The sequence below is a fragment of the Pseudoalteromonas arabiensis genome (assembly GCF_001550155.1).
GTDB classification, from domain to species: domain Bacteria; phylum Pseudomonadota; class Gammaproteobacteria; order Enterobacterales; family Alteromonadaceae; genus Pseudoalteromonas; species Pseudoalteromonas arabiensis.
Genome location: NZ_LRUF01000026.1, coordinates 612,671 through 630,342, shown reverse-complemented (window position 1 = coordinate 630,342; position 17,672 = coordinate 612,671). Strand labels below are relative to the sequence as shown.

Annotated in this window: 17 protein-coding genes; 7 read left to right on the top strand and 10 right to left on the bottom strand. The window is 40.4% G+C overall.

What is annotated here, in order from left to right; genetic code table 11:
* The first annotated feature begins 49 nt into the window (after positions 1–49).
* Positions 50–1,378: a sigma-54-dependent transcriptional regulator gene (locus tag PAARA_RS20055; protein ID WP_062570738.1), complete on the top strand. Its 1,329-nt coding sequence runs from the start codon at positions 50–52 to the stop codon at positions 1,376–1,378.
* The gene (locus PAARA_RS20050; RefSeq protein ID WP_062570737.1) at positions 1,378–2,661 is read left to right on the top strand and encodes a sensor histidine kinase; all 1,284 of its coding nucleotides are present in this window, start codon (positions 1,378–1,380) and stop codon (positions 2,659–2,661) included. Before PAARA_RS20055 ends, PAARA_RS20050 begins: the two co-directional genes overlap by 1 nt.
* 54 nt (positions 2,662–2,715) lie before the next feature.
* Here the strand turns inward: PAARA_RS20050 and PAARA_RS20045 are convergent, their stop codons facing one another.
* Positions 2,716–3,054 carry a Grx4 family monothiol glutaredoxin gene (locus PAARA_RS20045; protein WP_062570736.1) on the bottom strand — a complete coding sequence of 113 codons (339 nt, stop codon included), beginning with the start codon at positions 3,052–3,054 and terminating at the stop codon, positions 2,716–2,718.
* 260 nt (positions 3,055–3,314) lie between these two features.
* Here PAARA_RS20045 and PAARA_RS20040 point away from each other — a divergent pair, with 260 nt between their 5' ends.
* From PAARA_RS20040 to PAARA_RS20025, 4 genes are all read left to right on the top strand, one after another.
* Complete coding sequence (locus tag PAARA_RS20040) at positions 3,315–3,896, top strand: superoxide dismutase (protein WP_036967613.1); 582 nt, start codon at positions 3,315–3,317, stop codon at positions 3,894–3,896.
* Positions 3,897–4,135: 239 nt separating this feature from the next.
* The gene (locus PAARA_RS20035; RefSeq protein WP_062570735.1) at positions 4,136–6,058 is read left to right on the top strand and encodes a PrkA family serine protein kinase; all 1,923 of its coding nucleotides are present in this window, start codon (positions 4,136–4,138) and stop codon (positions 6,056–6,058) included.
* 26 nt (positions 6,059–6,084) lie between these two features.
* Positions 6,085–7,371, top strand: a complete 1,287-nt coding sequence (locus PAARA_RS20030) for a YeaH/YhbH family protein (protein WP_062570734.1) — start codon at positions 6,085–6,087, stop codon at positions 7,369–7,371.
* A gap of 20 nt (positions 7,372–7,391) precedes the next feature.
* Positions 7,392–8,906: a SpoVR family protein gene (locus tag PAARA_RS20025; protein ID WP_062570733.1), complete on the top strand. Its 1,515-nt coding sequence runs from the start codon at positions 7,392–7,394 to the stop codon at positions 8,904–8,906.
* A gap of 35 nt (positions 8,907–8,941) precedes the next feature.
* On the opposite strand, the gene PAARA_RS20020 is transcribed toward PAARA_RS20025, so the two are convergent.
* Complete coding sequence (locus PAARA_RS20020; protein ID WP_062570732.1) at positions 8,942–9,910, bottom strand: sensor domain-containing diguanylate cyclase; 969 nt, start codon at positions 9,908–9,910, stop codon at positions 8,942–8,944.
* A gap of 4 nt (positions 9,911–9,914) precedes the next feature.
* Positions 9,915–10,919, bottom strand: coding sequence for a response regulator (locus tag PAARA_RS20015; RefSeq protein WP_062570731.1), 1,005 nt, complete (start codon positions 10,917–10,919; stop codon positions 9,915–9,917).
* Between the two features lie 205 nt (positions 10,920–11,124).
* Between PAARA_RS20015 and tpx the strand changes: the two genes are divergently transcribed.
* Positions 11,125–11,706, top strand: a complete 582-nt coding sequence (gene tpx, locus PAARA_RS20010; RefSeq protein ID WP_062570730.1) for a thiol peroxidase — start codon at positions 11,125–11,127, stop codon at positions 11,704–11,706.
* 60 nt (positions 11,707–11,766) lie between these two features.
* Here the strand turns inward: tpx and adk are convergent, their stop codons facing one another.
* The 7 genes from adk to PAARA_RS19975 form a co-directional block, all read right to left on the bottom strand.
* Positions 11,767–12,411 carry an adenylate kinase gene (gene adk / locus PAARA_RS20005; RefSeq protein ID WP_058585238.1) on the bottom strand — a complete coding sequence of 215 codons (645 nt, stop codon included), beginning with the start codon at positions 12,409–12,411 and terminating at the stop codon, positions 11,767–11,769.
* Positions 12,412–12,590: 179 nt separating this feature from the next.
* Entirely contained in the window at positions 12,591–14,504 is a 1,914-nt protein-coding gene (gene htpG / locus PAARA_RS20000; RefSeq protein ID WP_062570729.1) for a molecular chaperone HtpG, read from the bottom strand.
* A gap of 176 nt (positions 14,505–14,680) precedes the next feature.
* A complete protein-coding gene (locus tag PAARA_RS19995) occupies positions 14,681–15,121 on the bottom strand; it encodes a hypothetical protein (RefSeq protein ID WP_157066245.1) in 441 nt (146 codons plus the stop codon).
* 119 nt (positions 15,122–15,240) lie between these two features.
* Positions 15,241–15,567 (bottom strand): STAS-like domain-containing protein, encoded by a 327-nt coding sequence (locus tag PAARA_RS19990; RefSeq protein ID WP_062570727.1) that lies wholly within the window; start codon positions 15,565–15,567, stop codon positions 15,241–15,243.
* Positions 15,557–16,594 carry a hypothetical protein gene (locus PAARA_RS19985; RefSeq protein ID WP_062570726.1) on the bottom strand — a complete coding sequence of 346 codons (1,038 nt, stop codon included), beginning with the start codon at positions 16,592–16,594 and terminating at the stop codon, positions 15,557–15,559. The genes PAARA_RS19990 and PAARA_RS19985 overlap by 11 nt, the downstream gene beginning before the upstream one ends.
* Positions 16,595–16,682: 88 nt before the next feature.
* A complete protein-coding gene (recR, locus tag PAARA_RS19980) occupies positions 16,683–17,291 on the bottom strand; it encodes a recombination mediator RecR (RefSeq protein ID WP_062570725.1) in 609 nt (202 codons plus the stop codon).
* Between the two features lie 10 nt (positions 17,292–17,301).
* Positions 17,302–17,628 (bottom strand): YbaB/EbfC family nucleoid-associated protein, encoded by a 327-nt coding sequence (locus PAARA_RS19975; RefSeq protein ID WP_016707773.1) that lies wholly within the window; start codon positions 17,626–17,628, stop codon positions 17,302–17,304.
* Positions 17,629–17,672 lie beyond the last annotated feature (44 nt).

The following is a 17,672-nucleotide window of genomic DNA, read 5'->3' as shown; positions in this document are numbered from 1 at the left end:
GTGTAGCATTTACCTTGCACCTGATTAGGAAAATAACTAAAACAACAATATGGAAAAAATACTTATCGTTGATGACAACCCTGCTATCTTAGATGCGTTGTCATTATTACTCGAAATTCATAACTTTGAGGTTGTTACAGCAAGCAACCCTTTTGAGGCAACTCAGGCTGTACAGTACCAGCGTATTGCACTTGTTATTCAAGACATGAACTTTACCGCCGACACAACCTCAGGCGAAGAAGGCAAAGAACTCTTTTATGCCTTACGAGAGATTAACCCTCATTTACCGATCATTTTAATCACCGCTTGGACAGAGCTTTCCACGGCCGTTGAACTCGTCAAAGCAGGCGCTGCTGATTATTTACCAAAACCATGGGACGATATAAAGCTGCTTACCTGTGTAAATAATCTGATAGAACTGGGTAAGGCAAAACAACAAAACGAAACCTTTGCCCGCCACCAGCAAGAACGTGAAGCATCTGTACATAATGCCAATTTAGTTGGCCTAGTTTATAAAAGTACGGCCATGGAGCATATCGTCAACCTTGCCATTCAGGTTGCTAAGTCGGATATTTCGGTTTTGATCACAGGCCCTAACGGCAGTGGTAAAGAGCGGATTGCACAAATAATTCAAGCAAATTCATTATTGGCTGATAAACCTTTTATCACTGTGAATGCAGGAGCCCTACCAAGCGAACTTATAGAGGCTGAGCTATTTGGTGCAGAAGCGGGCGCGTATACCGGCATTACTAAACAACGTATTGGTCGTTTTGAAGCGGCCGATGGTGGCACCTTATTTTTAGACGAAATTGGTAACTTGCCGCTATCAGGGCAAATGAAACTATTACGCATTTTACAAACCGGCGAATTTGAACGTTTAGGTTCAACGCAAACCCGTAAAGTGAATGTTAGAGTTATTTCAGCAACCAATGAAGATTTAAGCCACGCAATTAAAACAGGTCAATTTCGTGAAGACCTCTACTACCGCTTAAATGTGATTGAGTTAAATTTACCACGCTTAGCTCATCGCCCAGATGACATTTTAGCCTTAGTTGCACACTTTTTACCTGAGCGCACACTGTCACTTAGCACTGAAAAAGCCCTCCTCGCCCATAATTGGCCTGGTAATGTGCGTGAACTTGAAAATGCTTGTAAGCGCGCAGCGGTATTGAAACCCACGGGCACCATTGAACTTGCCGATTTTGGCTTACAAGTTGAAAAAGAAAATACACTGAAGAGCAAAACGGAGCCAACAAAACAAGACATTGAACTAGCGATGCGAGAATACCAAGGTGTAATTGCTAAGGTAGCACGCCATTTTGGTCTTAGCAGACAAGCTCTATACCGTAGACTTGATAAATTTAAGATAGAATATTAATGCTTCGCTATAAAATTATTGCTTTATGCATTATGGCAGCAATTCTGCCGCTACTGGCCACTAGCTACTTTTTGGCTATACCTTGGGCAAATATAGTACTCGCTTCTTTACTTTGTGCTTTTATATCTGGCTTTCTTGCTTATAAGTTAAGTGCGCCATTAGTCAATGGCATGGCCGCCCTTGAAACTGGCTTGCTGAATTTTAAAGATGGCGAACTTGCTTCATTACTTGCATATAACGGCAAGGACGAATTGGGTCATTTATGCCACCTTTATAATCAAACCGCCAAACAACTTCGCCAAGAAAAACAATGGATTTACCAACGCGAATTAATGCTCGATAAAGTATTACAAAGCTCGCCGCAAGCGGTACTGCTGGTAAACGACCAAGACTTTATTGTATACAGCAACCACAGCGCACGCAGCCTATTTGAAAAAAAATCAGCACTTGAAGGATTAACACTCAAAAGCTTGCTTACGCACTGTTCTGAGCAGCTTACACGCGCCGTCAACAAAGGCATTGATGGATTATTCACTTTAGATAGAGTAGATCAAGAATCACAAACTTGGCATATGGCTACCGGCCGATTATTACTAAACAACCAATTTCACCAATTACTTGTCTTTAAGCAATTAACGAGAGAGCTCAGTCGTCAAGAAGTCGAAGTGTGGAAAAAGGTCATCCGCATTATTAGCCATGAACTTAATAACTCGCTTGGTCCTATGTCATCCATGCTACATAGTGCCCAACTACTCACAAAAGAAGTTGATGAGCCACGTTTAAAACGAGTGTTTACAACAATAGAAGATCGTATCAAGCACTTAAATGAATTTGTACAAGGTTATGGTAAATTTGCCAAACTGCCCACCCCGCAATTAATCACAATAAATTGGACTAACTTAATTGAGCAATTAAAAAATCAGTGGCAGGTCAATGTGACTCTTAATGAGGATGTATCAACTCAGGCCGATCATACACACCTGGAACAACTGCTGATAAATCTGTTAAAAAATGCCCATGAGTCAGGCTCAAACCCAGAAGAGGTCAGTTTAACGGTGCAACAAGAAGCTAGCGGCACCCACATCACAGTGAGTGATAAAGGCAAAGGCATGAGTGAAGCCGTAATGGCCAATGCGCTTATTCCCTTTTACTCAACCAAAGCGACAGGCAGTGGTCTAGGTTTAGCACTTTGCAGGGAAATAGTAGAGGCACACCACGGGCAAATTAGCTTACACAACCGTGAGCAAGGTGGTTTGAGCGTGCATGTTTTGCTGCCTGCTTAATAAAATTGCTATAAAAAAAGCCGCAAATGCGGCTCTTTCCTACACTAAATTCGATTATTCAGCGTCTTCTTCTTTGTACTTTGCAGCAGTTTCTGCAATCAGTGGTTGTAATTCACCACGCTGAAACATCTCAATAATAATATCACAACCACCGATAAGCTCGCCTTCAACCCAAAGCTGTGGGAAGGTTGGCCAGTTAGCGTATGCAGGTAACTCTGCACGGATATCAGGGTTTAGTAAGATGTCAACGTAAGCAAATGGTTCACCACACGACATTAGTGCTTGTGATGCTTGAGAAGAAAAACCACAGTTAGGTAATTTTGGTGATCCTTTCATATACAAAAGGATTGGGTTTTCAGAAATTTGCTGTTTAATTTTATCGATGGTTTCCATTTACAACCTCAAAATACATTGGCTTACTACTTTGGCCTTGAAAAAGATTCACTGTGGCCTCAGATATATTACTTAGAATGGCAAACACAGCCACAATTTTAAATAGTCGTAGCAAGAGCATTGCTGTTTGCTAAAACTTGAGTAAAATACTCAACAATTATAGTAACACTATAATACCACTTGGTATAGGTGAGTACGCTGTTTAGCTTGCTATTACCTATAACTAGGTGGACTATCAACCAAGAAGATGGAGATAAAAAATGGCATTTGAACTACCGTCACTACCATACGCAATCGATGCATTAGAGCCACATATTTCAAAAGAAACGCTAGAGTTTCACCACGGTAAACACCACAACACATATGTTGTGAAACTAAATGGCCTGATCCCGGGCACAGAATTCGAAAATAAATCTCTAGAAGAAATTGTATGTTCTTCAGAAGGTGGTGTATTTAACAATGCTGCACAAATCTGGAACCACACTTTCTACTGGAACAGCCTATCTCCAAACGGTGGTGGTGAGCCTACTGGCGCTATCGCTGATGCGATCAACGCTAAATGGGGTTCTTTCGAAGCATTCAAAGACGCATTAAACGATAAAGCTGTAAACAACTTTGGTTCAAGCTGGACTTGGTTAGTTAAACTAGCTGACGGCACACTTGATATCGTAAACACATCAAATGCTGCAACTCCGTTAACTGATGAAGGTGTAACACCAATCCTTACTGTGGATCTGTGGGAACACGCTTATTACATCGATTACCGTAACGTTCGTCCAGATTACTTAAAAGGTTTCTGGGCACTTGTTAACTGGGACTTCGCGAACGCTAACTTCGCTTAATCTTCTGTAACAAACAGTAATCAAAAAAAGGCGCTTCGGCGTCTTTTTTATTGCTAGTGCACGCCCTTCCTAAGCCGCAGCCAAGCCCTCACTCAAAAACCCTAATCAAGATGAGCTTTTTTCAATTAAATTCTTAATTTTCTTGCGCAAAAAGTCAAAATCCTGACTAAGCTTTAAATAACCTTTGCTTTTCTCTTAATCTAATTACACGTCATTTTAGCGGGTTTTCGGAGGTCTCTATGAGTATTTTTGAGCATTACCAATCACGATACGAAGCAGCGCAAGAAGAAGAATACAGTATTGAGGAGTTTCTCGAAATCTGTAAGAAGGATAAATCAGCTTATGCCAGCGCGCCTGAGCGGCTTTTAATGGCTATCGGTGAGCCTGAAATTATCGATACATCAACCGATGCCCGCTTAAGCAGGCTGTTTTCAAATCGCGTGGTCGCACGCTACCCTGCCTTCCACGATTTTTATGGGATGGAAGATGCAATTGAGCAAATCGTTGCGTACTTAAAACACGCAGCTCAGGGTTTAGAAGAGTGCAAGCAAGTTCTCTATCTACTTGGTCCGGTGGGTGGAGGTAAATCATCAATCGCCGAAAAGCTTAAATACTTGATGCAACAAGTACCTATCTATTCAATTAAAGGCTCGCCTGTTAACGATCATCCTCTAGCATTATTTGACCCAAATGAAGACGCTGAGCTTTTAGAAAAAGAATACGGAATTAAACCACGTTATTTAAAAACCGTAATGTCGCCATGGGCTGCAAAACGTTTAAGTGAATTTAACGGGGACATTAGCCAATTTAGAGTGGTTAAGCGCTACCCATCAATTTTAAATCAAGTCGCAATAGCTAAAACAGAGCCTGGCGATGAAAACAATCAGGACATTTCAGCACTCGTTGGTAAAGTCGATATTCGCCAACTTGAAAACTTTGCACAAAATGACCCCGATGCATATGCCTACTCGGGTGCGCTTTGTTTAGCAAATCAAGGTTTAATGGAGTTTGTGGAAATGTTTAAAGCACCCATCAAGGTGCTACACCCACTACTTACTGCAACCCAAGAAGGTAACTATAATGGGACTGAAGGTATTAGTGCCCTGCCGTTTAACGGCATGATTTTAGCTCACTCAAATGAGTCTGAGTGGCAAACATTCAAAAACAATAAAAACAATGAAGCATTCCTTGACCGTGTTTACATCGTCAAAGTACCTTATTGTTTACGTGTTTCTGAAGAAGTTAAAATTTACAATAAACTGCTTGAAAACAGTGAACTACATGATGCACCATGCGCACCAGGCACATTAAAAACACTGGCGCAATTTACCACGCTTTCGCGAATGAAAGAGCCTGAAAACTCAAGTATTTATTCAAAAATGCGGGTATATGACGGCGAAAGCTTAAAAGACACCGATCCGAAAGCTAAGTCGTATCAAGAGTACCGTGACTATGCCGGTGTTGACGAGGGCATGACAGGGCTTTCTACCCGCTTTGCGTTTAAGATTCTATCGCGGGTATTTAACTTCGATACCACAGAAGTGGCTGCAAACCCTGTGCATCTATTCTATGTACTTGAGCAGCAAATTGAGCGTGAGCAATTTACTGCCGATGTTGAAGAACGTTACTTAAGCCACTTAAAAGGCTACCTTATTCCACAATACGTTGAGTTTATTGGCAAAGAGCTACAAACAGCCTATTTAGAATCTTACTCTGAATACGGGCAAAACATCTTTGATCGCTACGTCACTTATGCAGATTTCTGGATCCAAGATCAAGAATACCGTGACCCTGATACTGGCCAGTTATTTGACCGTGCGGCACTGAACGCAGAGCTTGAGAAAATTGAAAAACCTGCGGGTATTTCAAATCCGAAAGATTTCCGTAATGAAATAGTCAATTTCGTACTGCGTGCTCGTGCACACAACCAAGGCAAGAATCCACTTTGGACCAGTTACGAAAAACTTCGCACGGTTATCGAGAAGAAAATGTTCTCAAATACTGAAGATCTCCTACCGGTTATTTCCTTCAATGCGAAAACTTCGGCTGAAGATCAGAAAAAACACGAAGACTTTGTCAATCGTATGGTTGAGAAAGGCTATACCCAAAAACAAGTACGTTTACTTTCTGAATGGTATTTACGCGTTAGAAAATCGCAGTAAAAAACGTTTGTTTTAAGGGGGTTGTTATGGCGCATTTTATTGACCGACGCCTGAATGGAAAAAACAAAAGTACCTTGAATCGTCAACGGTTCATCAGGCGTTATAAAAAACAGATTAAAGAAGCGGTATCTGATGCCATTAATAAGCGCAGCGTCACCGATACCACCAGCGGCGAGAGTATTTCTATTCCGCAACGTGATATTAGTGAGCCTATTTTTCATCAAGGACGTGGTGGCGACCGTGAACAGATCCACCCAGGTAATGACCAATTTTCTACGGGCGACAAAATCAAGCGCCCGCAGGGAGGCGGCCAAGGGGGTGGCAGTGGTGAAGGTGAAGCCAGTGACTCCGGTGAGGGGCAAGATGACTTTGTGTTCTCTATTTCTAAAGACGAATACTTAGACTTGTTGTTCGAAGATCTTGAGTTGCCTAATCTACAACAAAATCAGTTCGATAAACTCGTACAAATGAAAACCCATCGTGCTGGTTTTTGTAATGATGGCATGCCCAGTAATATTGATATTGTTCGTTCACTGCAGGGTTCACTTGCTCGTAGAGTAGCAATGACCGCAGGCAAAAAGCGCCACCTTGCTGAGCTTGAGGGTCAACTAGCACTGCTACAAGCAGAGGAAGAACCAGACAAGGCGGCCATTGCTTTACTTGAACGGCAAATCGAGGAGCTGCAAAGTCGTATTAGAGCAGTGCCCTTTATTGATAATTACGACTTACGTTTTCGTAACTATGAAAAACGACCACACCCTACAAGCAAAGCCGTGATGTTTTGTTTAATGGATGTGTCAGGCTCGATGGATCAAGTGACCAAAGACATGGCAAAACGCTTTTATATTTTGCTTTATCAATTTTTAACCCGTAGCTACAAAAATATAGAAGTCGTCTATATTCGCCATCACACTCAAGCTAAAGAAGTGGATGAACAGGAGTTTTTCTATTCTCAGGAAACGGGTGGCACTATAGTATCAAGTGCATTGAAACTGATGAACGAAATCATCGCCGAGCGTTATAACCCTGAAGAGTGGAACATATACGCAGCACAAGCCTCTGATGGTGACAACTGGGCCGATGACTCGCCAAACTGTGGCGAAATTTTACGTAATAAACTGTTAAAGGCGGTGCGCTATTACGCCTATATCGAAATTACTGCCCGTGCTCATCAAAGCTTATGGCGTGAGTATCAATCTATAGCGCAAACCCACGACAATTTTGCAATGCAACATATCCGTGGCGTTGAGGACATTTACCCTATTTTCCGTGAATTATTTAAAAAGAATCGTCAGCAACAAGGCGCCGCATAGCCTTGCGAGTGAGGTAAAGTATGGCCGATAAACGTATTAGCGACGGTCCTGATTGGACATTTGACTTATTAGCAGAATATCAAACTGAGATTGAACGGGTAGCGAATATTTATAAGCTCGATACTTACCCGAATCAAATTGAGGTAATAACCGCTGAGCAGATGATGGATGCCTATTCGAGTGTGGGTATGCCGATTGGTTATAGTCACTGGTCGTATGGTAAAAAGTTCATTCAAACCGAACAAAACTATAAACGTGGGCAAATGGGCCTCGCTTATGAGATTGTAATTAACTCAGACCCGTGTATTGCCTATTTAATGGAAGAAAACACGCTACCAATGCAAGCTTTGGTGATGGCCCATGCTTGCTATGGTCACAACTCATTTTTTAAAGGCAATTACCTTTTTAAAACTTGGACTGATGCCAGTTCAATTATTGATTACTTATTATTTGCCAAAAATTATATTGCTAAGTGCGAAGAGAAATACGGTATCAACGAGGTCGAAAACCTCATCGACTCATGTCATGCCTTGATGAATTATGGTGTTGACCGCTATAAACGCCCACAACGTATTTCGCTATACGAAGAGCAAAAGCGCCAGCAAGAACGTGAAGATTACTTGCAATCTCAAGTTAATGAACTGTGGCGTACCATTCCAACCTCACAGCAAGAATCTAAAAAACGCGAACGCCGCTTCCCAGAAGAGCCGCAAGAAAACATCCTGTATTTTATAGAAAAAAATGCCCCGCTGCTTGAATCATGGCAGCGCGAAATCATTCGTATTGTGCGTAAAATTTCGCAATATTTTTACCCTCAAAAACAAACCCAAGTGATGAATGAAGGCTGGGCAACATTTTGGCATTACACCATTTTGAACCACCTATATGATGAAGGTAAGCTCACTGATGCCTTTATGCTCGAGTTCTTACAAAGCCACACCAATGTAGTGTATCAACCGCCCTACAACAGTAATTATTATTCAGGGATTAACCCTTATGCCCTTGGTTTTAACATGATGGTTGATATTCGCCGCATTTGTGAAAACCCGACCGAGGAGGATAAAAAGTGGTTTCCAGAATATGCTGGCAGTGATTGGCTGGAAACACTCCACTTTGCAATGCAAAACTTTAAAGACGAGAGCTTTATAAGCCAGTTTTTATCACCAAAAATTATTCGTGACTTTAAGCTCTTTACCATTATCGATCACGAAAAAGAACCAACGCTTAATGTCGGAGCTATTCATGATGAAATAGGTTACCACCAAGTAAGAGAGACGCTTTCAGCCCAATACAACCTAAGTAATCACGAGCCTAATATACAAATTTATAATGTTGATATAAGAGGCGATCGCTCACTCACATTGCGTTACGTGCCTCATAACAGTATCCCCCTTGCTAAATCTAAAGATGAAGTATTAAAACATCTTTATAGATTATGGGGCTTTAAGGTAAAACTAGAACAAGAGTCAGCAACTGGTGAGATCTCTGTAATAGGCGAGTGCCCAGCAAGTGATACAAGACACGCTACTGAATAGTTTGAATCTTAAAAAGACTAAAGTGCTAAACACCTTTAGTCTTTTAAATCTGAATAGGCTGTTACTTTGTTTCGACCATTTTCTTTTGAATGGTAAAGCGCGTTATCTGCCGCTTCAATCCATTTTTCATAACGATCAAATTTTTCGTCAAAACAAGCAAAACCAATGCTTACCGTTAATTTGATTTGCTGTTCTTTGTAGTAGATTGACGAGTTCTCAATTAACTCACGTAACCTTTCTGCAAATATAACGGCACCATCATAGTCGGTATCCAGTAGCGTAATGGCGAACTCTTCCCCACCGTAGCGACCTGCTAAATCGGTTTCTCGTAGGGTTTTACGCAGCAAGTCTGCAACATGGCGTAACGCTTCATCGCCCCCGCTGTGTCCGTGTTCATCATTAACGTTTTTAAAATGATCAATATCGAACATCAATAATGTACTGCAACCACCACTTCGCACAATACGCATGTATTCTTTGCGAAGTTTTTGCTCCCAAAACCCGCGGTTTGTCAGTTGTGTTAATGCATCCGTACGGCTCATTAGCTCAAGTTTTGAGTTTGCTTCTTCAAGTTCTTTTTTATTCACAGCTTCGTCGGTAACATCGTAAATAATGATACAAATATGAGAAACTTCACCTGTCGTCGTGGTTAGCGGTATAAAAGTCGCGTTTTGATACATATGATCCGCTTTGCCAGTAATAGGTCGGTAGTTCTTAAAGCGGAAAATATATGGTTGCTGTTCCCATATGGTGAATGAGCGATTATTAAGAATAAATACCGACTCGGATTTACTTCGAAACCACTTTTCATCAATTGATGGAAATAAATCGAACAGATCTTTATCTTTCACCGCACTTGGTAATAGCCCTGAATGGTTCTCCATAAAGCCATTCCAAATACACACTTTATAGTCCCTGTCGAGCACCACAAGGCCTACATCAACAGTATTAAACATATCCATTAACCAATGGAGTTCATTCATATTAAAGTCGGCTGCTGGCATAAGTTTAATCTTCTAGTAAATAAGCTACTTTATATTTTAAGGTCTTCAACGAGTCCTCGGTGAATAGCAACATCAAATCACAATTGATATTATGATTTTCAATGCCGTAGCTGATCTCGATGGCCAGCGTTCGTTGCCAGCGAGATTTATTAGCTTTGACTAAGTCAGAGACATCACAATGCTGACCTAGAACAACAGGATGGCCTTGGCTGAAGCGCATATCAAGCTGCTTAGAGAGCCCTGATAAAATAGCACCAATTAAAATGTTGCTGACATCCATTAACAATTCAAGCTCAACTTTATTGTTTAACTCACCTTCGTAGTTCATTAATGAGGCGATTTCTTTAAAGCTTGAATCATTCAAAAGTAGCAGAGCTTCTCCTGATACTCCCCCACCAATAAAACCTTGGCAAACACCAGACGTTGAAGCATTTGCATCAATAGAGCGAAGTGCCATATCTAGCTCATTCACTTCTAATACATTCACATTAGGAATAGGCAACTTGACAAACACATTGAGTAAGCGCGCGAGTAAGTCGCCTGCCTGACCCATCGCCACATTTGTGAGTTCTTGATATATATCTCGTACATCAGGATCGACCTGCTCACCCAACTTATTTGCTAGACGCTCACGCATGGCTTTATCTTTAATGCCATGATACTCAATTATACTTGCGAGTTTTTCAGGTGAACAAGGCTTTTGAATAAAGTCGATAGCCCCTAACTCAAGGACACGTTGATGTGCATTAGGTTGAATATCGCCAGACACGACGACAGTCAGGACATGTAGCCCTTGCTCTTGAATGGCTTGTAAAACCTCATAGCCATCCATTTCAGGCATATTTAAATCCAGAAATAATATTTCTGGCTGGAGTACCTTGATTTGCTCGATGCAATGAACTCCATTTTCTGCAAATTCAATTTTGATATCCCAATCATCTGGTAAAGAGCGCGCTAATTGCCTACGCGCTAATTTTGAATCATCACACACTAATACCGATGTCGACATACACTCTCTCTAAATCCGCACTTTTTAACTAGTCACAAACACAAAAAACTAACTTTATTATTGTTATTATTAATAAAAATCGAGCTGCGTACACATGTTAATCAAACTACCCTTTATTTACAATTTTAAATTACTGTAAACCTTGGCGCTATTAACTCAGTATAATACACTGATGTAAAATGCGTTAATTTGAAGGAATGAAGTTATGATACGCCCATTGATATTTGCAATTGGCTCACTGTGTACATTTAGTTACGCAAGCGAGTTACCAGAAAACACCCTTGATGCGGGTAAAGTATCTGCTCAATCAAAACCAGTTACTTTACTAGGTCAAGGTGTTGAAGTTGGTCAACAAGCACCTAATTTTAAAGTAGTAGATGATAGCTTTACACCAGTCACCCTAAATGACTACAAAGGCAAAGCGGTACTTATTAGTGTGGTGCCAAGCCTAGATACAGGTGTGTGTAGTATTCAGACTAAACATTTTAATGAAAAAGTAGCTGCCGAATACCCTAGTATCGCGATGCTGACTTTAAGTGCTGATTTACCGTTTGCGCAAAAGCGCTTTTGTAAAGCGGAGAATATAGACAAAGTGACGGCACTTTCGGACTCTGTGTGGCGTAATTTCGGCGAGCAATATGGTTTAATTATTAAAGATATGGGTTTATTAACCCGCGCCGTATTTGTTTTAAATGACGAGCACAAAATCGTCTATAAACAACTTGTTGATAACTTATCGAAAGAGCCTGATTACAGTGGTGCAATTGAGGCTTTAAAAAAGCTTTAAAGCCTCATTGAGCAAAAAACCGCCAAAAGGCGGTTTTTTATTGCTCAGTTAATCCTAAGATTAACCAAGTAACTCACCAAGTTGTTGGCTTACTGTTTCAACAGCTTGTGTACCGTCTAATTTATGGTACTGCGTGTTACCTGCTTTTGCTTCAGCTTGGTAGTAATCAACTAATGGTTTAGTTTGGTCATGGTAGATACCTAAACGCTTACGCACTGTTTCTTCAGTGTCGTCATCACGAATGATTAGATCTTCACCAGTTATGTCGTCTTTACCATCAACTTTAGGTGGGTTGTAAACAACATGGTATACACGACCAGAACCTGGGTGTACGCGACGACCGCCCATACGCTCAACGATGATTTCGTCAGCAACGTCAAATTCGATAACGTGATCAACTACCACGCCATTTTCTTTCATTGCATCTGCTTGAGGAATAGTACGAGGGAAACCATCTAGTAAAAAACCTTTTTCGCAATCTGGCTTAGCAATGCGCTCTTTAACTAGACCGATGATAATTTCATCAGATACTAATTGACCTGCATCCATTACTTTTTTAGCTTCAAGACCAAGTGGTGTACCTTCTTTAATTGCTGCACGCAGCATATCGCCCGTAGAAATTTGTGGAATACCGTATTTGTCCATCAAAAACTGAGCTTGAGTACCTTTACCTGCACCCGGCGCGCCCAAAAGAATAATGCGCATATCATTGTCCTCTGTGTGATACTAATCTTAAAAATGGTCGATCAGTGGAGTTTTGTTTTTAAAGCCTGAATTCTTCCACAACTGAGGCTATACCTCAAGTAACTTATACCAATTGCCTATATTAGCAGCAATAAAAAAGGGAGCCTTGCTCCCTTTCCCAACTCATTCAGCTATAACGCTTATTTGCTTATATCTAGCATAAGTTTATTTAAGCGAGTTACAAAGCCAGCAGGGTCTTTTAAAGTACCGCGTTCTGCTAGTAACGCTTGATCAAGCAATACGTGTGACCACTGAGCAAACTTGTCTTCATCTTGTTCAACATTAAGGTGTTTAACAAGCTGATGCTCTGGGTTAAGCTCAAAAATTGGCTTTTGTTCAGGCACTGTCTGACCAACAGATTCCATTAACTTTTGCATTTGTGAGCTCATATCGTGCTCATCAGCAACAACACATGCTGGCGAGTCAGTTAGACGGTGCGTAAAGCGTACGTCTTTAACGCTATCACCTAGGGCTGTTTTAATACGCTCAACTAGGCCAGCAACTTCTTTTTCTGACTCTTCTTGCGCTTTTTTGGTTTCTTCATCATCCATGTTGCCTAAATCTAAGTCACCACGGGTGATTGACTGGAATGATTTTTCGTTGAACTCAGTTAAGTAGCTCATCATCCACTCATCAACACGGTCACTTAATAGCAATACTTCGATGCCTTTCTTACGGAAAATCTCTAAGTGCGGTGAGCTCTTCGCTGCGGCGAATGAATCAGCAACTACATAGTAGATTTTGTCTTGCTCTGGCTTCATACGCTCAATGTATTGTTCAAGCGATACATTTTGTGTGCTTTCATCAGTGTGTGTAGAAGCGAAACGCAGTAGCTTAGCAATGGCTTCTTTGTTTGCCATGTCTTCTGCAGGGCCTTCTTTTAACACCTGACCAAATTCGTTCCAGAAAGATTGATAATCTTCTTCACGGTTTTTCGCCATTCGCTCAAGCATTTTAAGTACACGCGATGTACAACCTTTACGGATTGCTTGCGTTACTTTGTTGTCTTGCAAGATTTCCCGCGACACGTTTAGTGGTAAGTCGTTTGAATCAAGTAAACCTTTCACAAAACGTAAGTAGCTTGGCATGAATTGCTCAGCGTCATCCATAATGAAAACGCGTTGTACATACAGTTTTAAACCTGATTGACGCTCACGGTTCCACAAATCGAAAGGTGCTTTTTTCGGGATGTATAACAAGCTCGTGTATTCTGTTTTACCTTCAACCTTGTTATGTGCCCAGCTTAGTGGCTCTTCCCAATCATGACCAATGTGTTTATAAAACTCTTTGTACTCTTCGTCTGTGACTTCTGACTTGTCACGAGTCCACAGTGCAGTCGCGCGGTTAATACCTTCCCACTCACCTGGCTGTGCTGGAATTTTCTCACCATCAGGCCCTTCAGATTCAGGTACTTCTGCTTTATACATTTCAACTGGAATAGAAATGTGGTCTGAGTATTTAGTTACGATGCTACGTAAACGGAATTCATCAGCAAACTCTGTTTCGTCTTCACGAAGATGAAGGATGATTTCCGTACCACGCGCAGGCTTATCAATCTCTTGTAACGTGTACTCGCCCTCGCCCGCTGACTGCCATTCAATACCTTGGCTTTCACCCGCTTTACGCGTGCGCACTGTTACTTTATCAGCCACGATAAATGCTGAGTAAAAACCGACGCCGAATTGACCAATCAATTGTGAATCTTTGCTTTGGTCACCTGTTAGGTTTTGGAAAAATTCTGCGGTGCCAGATTTTGCAATCGTACCTAATGAATTGATCACATCTTCACGGCTCATACCAATACCGTTATCAGTAATGGTTACCGTGTTTGCGTCTTTATCGGCACTGATACGTACTTTTAAATCCGCATCATTTTCGTATAAATCGCCATTTGAAAGCGCTAGAAAACGCAATTTATCTGCCGCATCTGACGCGTTTGATACCAGCTCACGTAGGAAAATCTCTTTATTAGAGTAAAGAGAGTGAATCATCAGGTTTAATAATTGTTTGACTTCTGTTTGAAAGCCTAATGTTTCTTTTTGTGCTGCAGTCATTGTGTAAATCTCCAATTAACAAAGTGTCTTATCTGCACTATGACTCTTTATATGGGGCAGGCTTTTTGAACTTCAAGGCAAAAAATTAAATTTACGGGTAAAACGGAGAGTAATTTTTAAAAGCTATCTCAAATTTGTGTATTTACGATACATAAAAATTAATAAACGGACTAGTATCAGGAAAGCCAGTAGAAAAGTAAAAAAATTAAAAAGCCGAAAAGAAATCCGTTAAAAGGCTGATATATATTATACTTCTTCCTCTGATTAATATCACAAAGAAGCTTATCAAGATGGATATAAAATTCAGAAACAGATGTACTTATCTCTATGTACTTCTGTAGTCTTATTTTTCTTTTAGTATCTATGTTATATCCATTTTGTTTATCTAGTAAAGTGTTCTTGAAATCTAATGATATTGATTTTCGAAGAGAAACTACTAGATCTGTGGAAACAAAAACATCATAAGCTTCTAAAGACTTATTTTTTTCATCTAGTTTTTGGAGCTTTTGGGTTATGTGAACCTGAAAAGATTGCTCGACTAAAAAGCAATCATCTTCCAACCAATAGTCCTTACATTCATTTAAAATTGAGTCTAAGGTTAATTGAATATCTTTCACTATTCCATTGACTTCGCTCCGCTTCGCAAAGTGAAGTCCATTCTTTCTAATTACTAGCCACCCAACAAAAATTAGTACGGGAGTTATCAGCGGTTGCCACTCTCGCAAAAATATCAACATCAGCTTTGAGCTTCGCGAATATAGCTTTCAATTTCTATTGCGTAAAAGTCAAACTCTGTCTCAATCTGAAGGAGCCTAGGACTACTTTCTAAAAGCTCTTCTTTGGTAAAAAGTCCCTTCCTGACTAGCCCGCCAAATGACTCTTCTAAAAATGATGAACCTAAACCATAAACATTATCCAACTTTATGATTAGTGGTTCATTATGCTCCTGAGAATATTTAAGCTTATTTGCCAAAATTTCTCTAAACGCTTCTCCACTAAACTCACCATCTGACTTATAACGGCCAAATGGAGCTTTTGAAAAGTCTCTTAAGTCATATATCATCTTGGTTCTCTTCAACATAATTTATCACCCATTGAACTAAGGTTCCTTTTATTTCAAATGGTAGCTGAGTGGTATTAATTCCAGCTGAATCATGCCTATAGTGCCCTAAACCACTCATAACTATCAAGTGCGAACTAGGGAATGTACAAGCTGTGTTAATAATATCAGCAGAACCTTTCCCCCTCTCTTTGATTCCAGTCCGCGAAACACCTAGCTTCATTGCATTTCCTAATAGAGTAGAATCTGGTAAATTCAATTTATCAGAATGTTCTGGACTATTCCTATAATAGCGTTTTATCGAATTTACAATTCCTTCTCCATCATCATAAATTATAAAAATCAACTTATTATTTGACACATCATGCCAACAGCATTGCCACCATCGCCCTCGGCCTGTTTCTTCATGAAACGAAAATTTAGACTTCACCTGTTTTGTTAATAAAAAGTCGCGTATAAATTCATCATTATATGCATGATATTTAACATTGAGTATAGCTTCCTGCATACCTTTAACAAAAATTTGTGATTTTGTATTAGAAAAATTTACACCGTGCTTATCCAAGTTTAGCAATGTCGCTGTCAACACCTTTTGATAATTTTCAATACTTACTTCACTTCCGCTCAAATATTGATTATTGCTATCAATCAGCTTTCTAACTTTAGCAATTCCTCCCTGCTTGAGTGCAAGCTTCAGGCCTGAACTTGCCATCAACTTTAACACTGCATCATTCTTAGGAAATAACACTTCAATTTTAGAGTGATCTTTAACGCCAATCTGACACTTACTAACTGTTGCGAAAATTAGTAATGAAGCTGCAGCTGAGAAATACTCTAAATTTTCAAAGCTTATAGTCACTCCAACATTGTAATCAAAAACATAACTTTCAATAAGACTCAAAAATTCATAAGTCATATATGCACTTTCAGCACTATAGACACACATAACTTTAGGACTTTCTACATAAACCTTCCCATCTTTTACCTTCGCATCAAATGCTTTAGGTAGAGGAACAATTAAATTGCTCATGTTTGTTATTTTATATCCTTCTAAAAACCAAACAGTTAACCTTATTTGAAGATACAAACTAATGAAAAATCAGGTTAGCGCTAAATGCTTAGTTTTGGTTTACGGCGCGTCGCCCACTAAATGCATGCATCAGTGTCATACCATCAAGTAAGTCGAGCTCACCACCAACAGGGACACCATGAGCAATACGAGATGCACCTACTTGGTACTTATGACAAAGCTCTGCAATGTAATGGGCTGTGGTTTCACCTTCAACACTTGGGTTGGTTGCGAGGATCACCTCATTAATGCCACCTTGTTGCAACCTGCTTTCAAGAATATCAAGGCCAATCTCTTTTGGTCCTATGCCATCAATTGGCGACAAGTGACCCATTAATACAAAGTAAAGCCCTTGGTATTGACCGGTTTGCTCAATAGCCAGCACATCGGTTGGTGATTCTACCACACACAATAAACCACTATCTTGACGTTTAACACTTAAACAGATATCGCACACGGGTTGCTCTGTAAAAGTACGACACGACTGACAATGTCCTACTTCATCCATAGCTTTAGTCAATGCATGACCAAGCTGCTTGCCACCTTGACGGTCTCGTTCAAGCAAATGAAAAGCAATGCGCTGTGCCGACTTAGGACCAATGCCAGGTTGGCATCTCAATGCTTCAATCAGCTGTGTTAAACTAGGCGATAGTTGCATATAGAGTCACTTAGAAAGGCATTTTCATACCTGGTGGTAATTGCATACCGCCAGTTACTTTGCTCATGCGCTCTTGTGTTTCTTCTGCAACACGGCGTACAGCATCATTACACGCTGCCGCAAGCAAATCTTCGATCATGTCTTTGTCGTCTTCCATTAGGCTTTCATCTAATTCAACACGACGTACATTGTGGTTACCAAGCATAGTTACTTTCACTAGGCCTGCACCAGCTTCACCTACTACTTCTAGGTTAGCGATTTCGTCTTGGGCTTTTTGCATGCGCTCTTGCATTTGCTGCGCTTGCTTCATCATGTTACCCATTCCACCTTTAAACATAACTGTCTCTCTTTCTAAAACTACTTTAATTGGCATGAAGATAA

Excerpts from the sequence above, each read along its gene's own strand:
- PAARA_RS20055 (WP_062570738.1), top strand. The coding sequence starts at position 50 with ATGGAAAAAATACTTATCGTTGATGACAACCCTGCTATCTTAGATGCG.
- PAARA_RS20050 (WP_062570737.1), top strand. The coding sequence starts at position 1,378 with ATGCTTCGCTATAAAATTATTGCTTTATGCATTATGGCAGCAATTCTG.
- PAARA_RS20045 (WP_062570736.1), bottom strand. The coding sequence starts at position 3,054 with ATGGAAACCATCGATAAAATTAAACAGCAAATTTCTGAAAACCCAATC.
- PAARA_RS20040 (WP_036967613.1), top strand. The coding sequence starts at position 3,315 with ATGGCATTTGAACTACCGTCACTACCATACGCAATCGATGCATTAGAG.
- PAARA_RS20035 (WP_062570735.1), top strand. The coding sequence starts at position 4,136 with ATGAGTATTTTTGAGCATTACCAATCACGATACGAAGCAGCGCAAGAA.
- PAARA_RS20030 (WP_062570734.1), top strand. The coding sequence starts at position 6,085 with ATGGCGCATTTTATTGACCGACGCCTGAATGGAAAAAACAAAAGTACC.
- PAARA_RS20025 (WP_062570733.1), top strand. The coding sequence starts at position 7,392 with ATGGCCGATAAACGTATTAGCGACGGTCCTGATTGGACATTTGACTTA.
- PAARA_RS20020 (WP_062570732.1), bottom strand. The coding sequence starts at position 9,910 with ATGCCAGCAGCCGACTTTAATATGAATGAACTCCATTGGTTAATGGAT.
- PAARA_RS20015 (WP_062570731.1), bottom strand. The coding sequence starts at position 10,919 with ATGTCGACATCGGTATTAGTGTGTGATGATTCAAAATTAGCGCGTAGG.
- tpx (WP_062570730.1), top strand. The coding sequence starts at position 11,125 with ATGATACGCCCATTGATATTTGCAATTGGCTCACTGTGTACATTTAGT.
- adk (WP_058585238.1), bottom strand. The coding sequence starts at position 12,411 with ATGCGCATTATTCTTTTGGGCGCGCCGGGTGCAGGTAAAGGTACTCAA.
- htpG (WP_062570729.1), bottom strand. The coding sequence starts at position 14,504 with ATGACTGCAGCACAAAAAGAAACATTAGGCTTTCAAACAGAAGTCAAA.
- PAARA_RS19990 (WP_062570727.1), bottom strand. The coding sequence starts at position 15,567 with ATGATATATGACTTAAGAGACTTTTCAAAAGCTCCATTTGGCCGTTAT.
- PAARA_RS19985 (WP_062570726.1), bottom strand. The coding sequence starts at position 16,594 with ATGAGCAATTTAATTGTTCCTCTACCTAAAGCATTTGATGCGAAGGTA.
- recR (WP_062570725.1), bottom strand. The coding sequence starts at position 17,291 with ATGCAACTATCGCCTAGTTTAACACAGCTGATTGAAGCATTGAGATGC.
- PAARA_RS19975 (WP_016707773.1), bottom strand. The coding sequence starts at position 17,628 with ATGTTTAAAGGTGGAATGGGTAACATGATGAAGCAAGCGCAGCAAATG.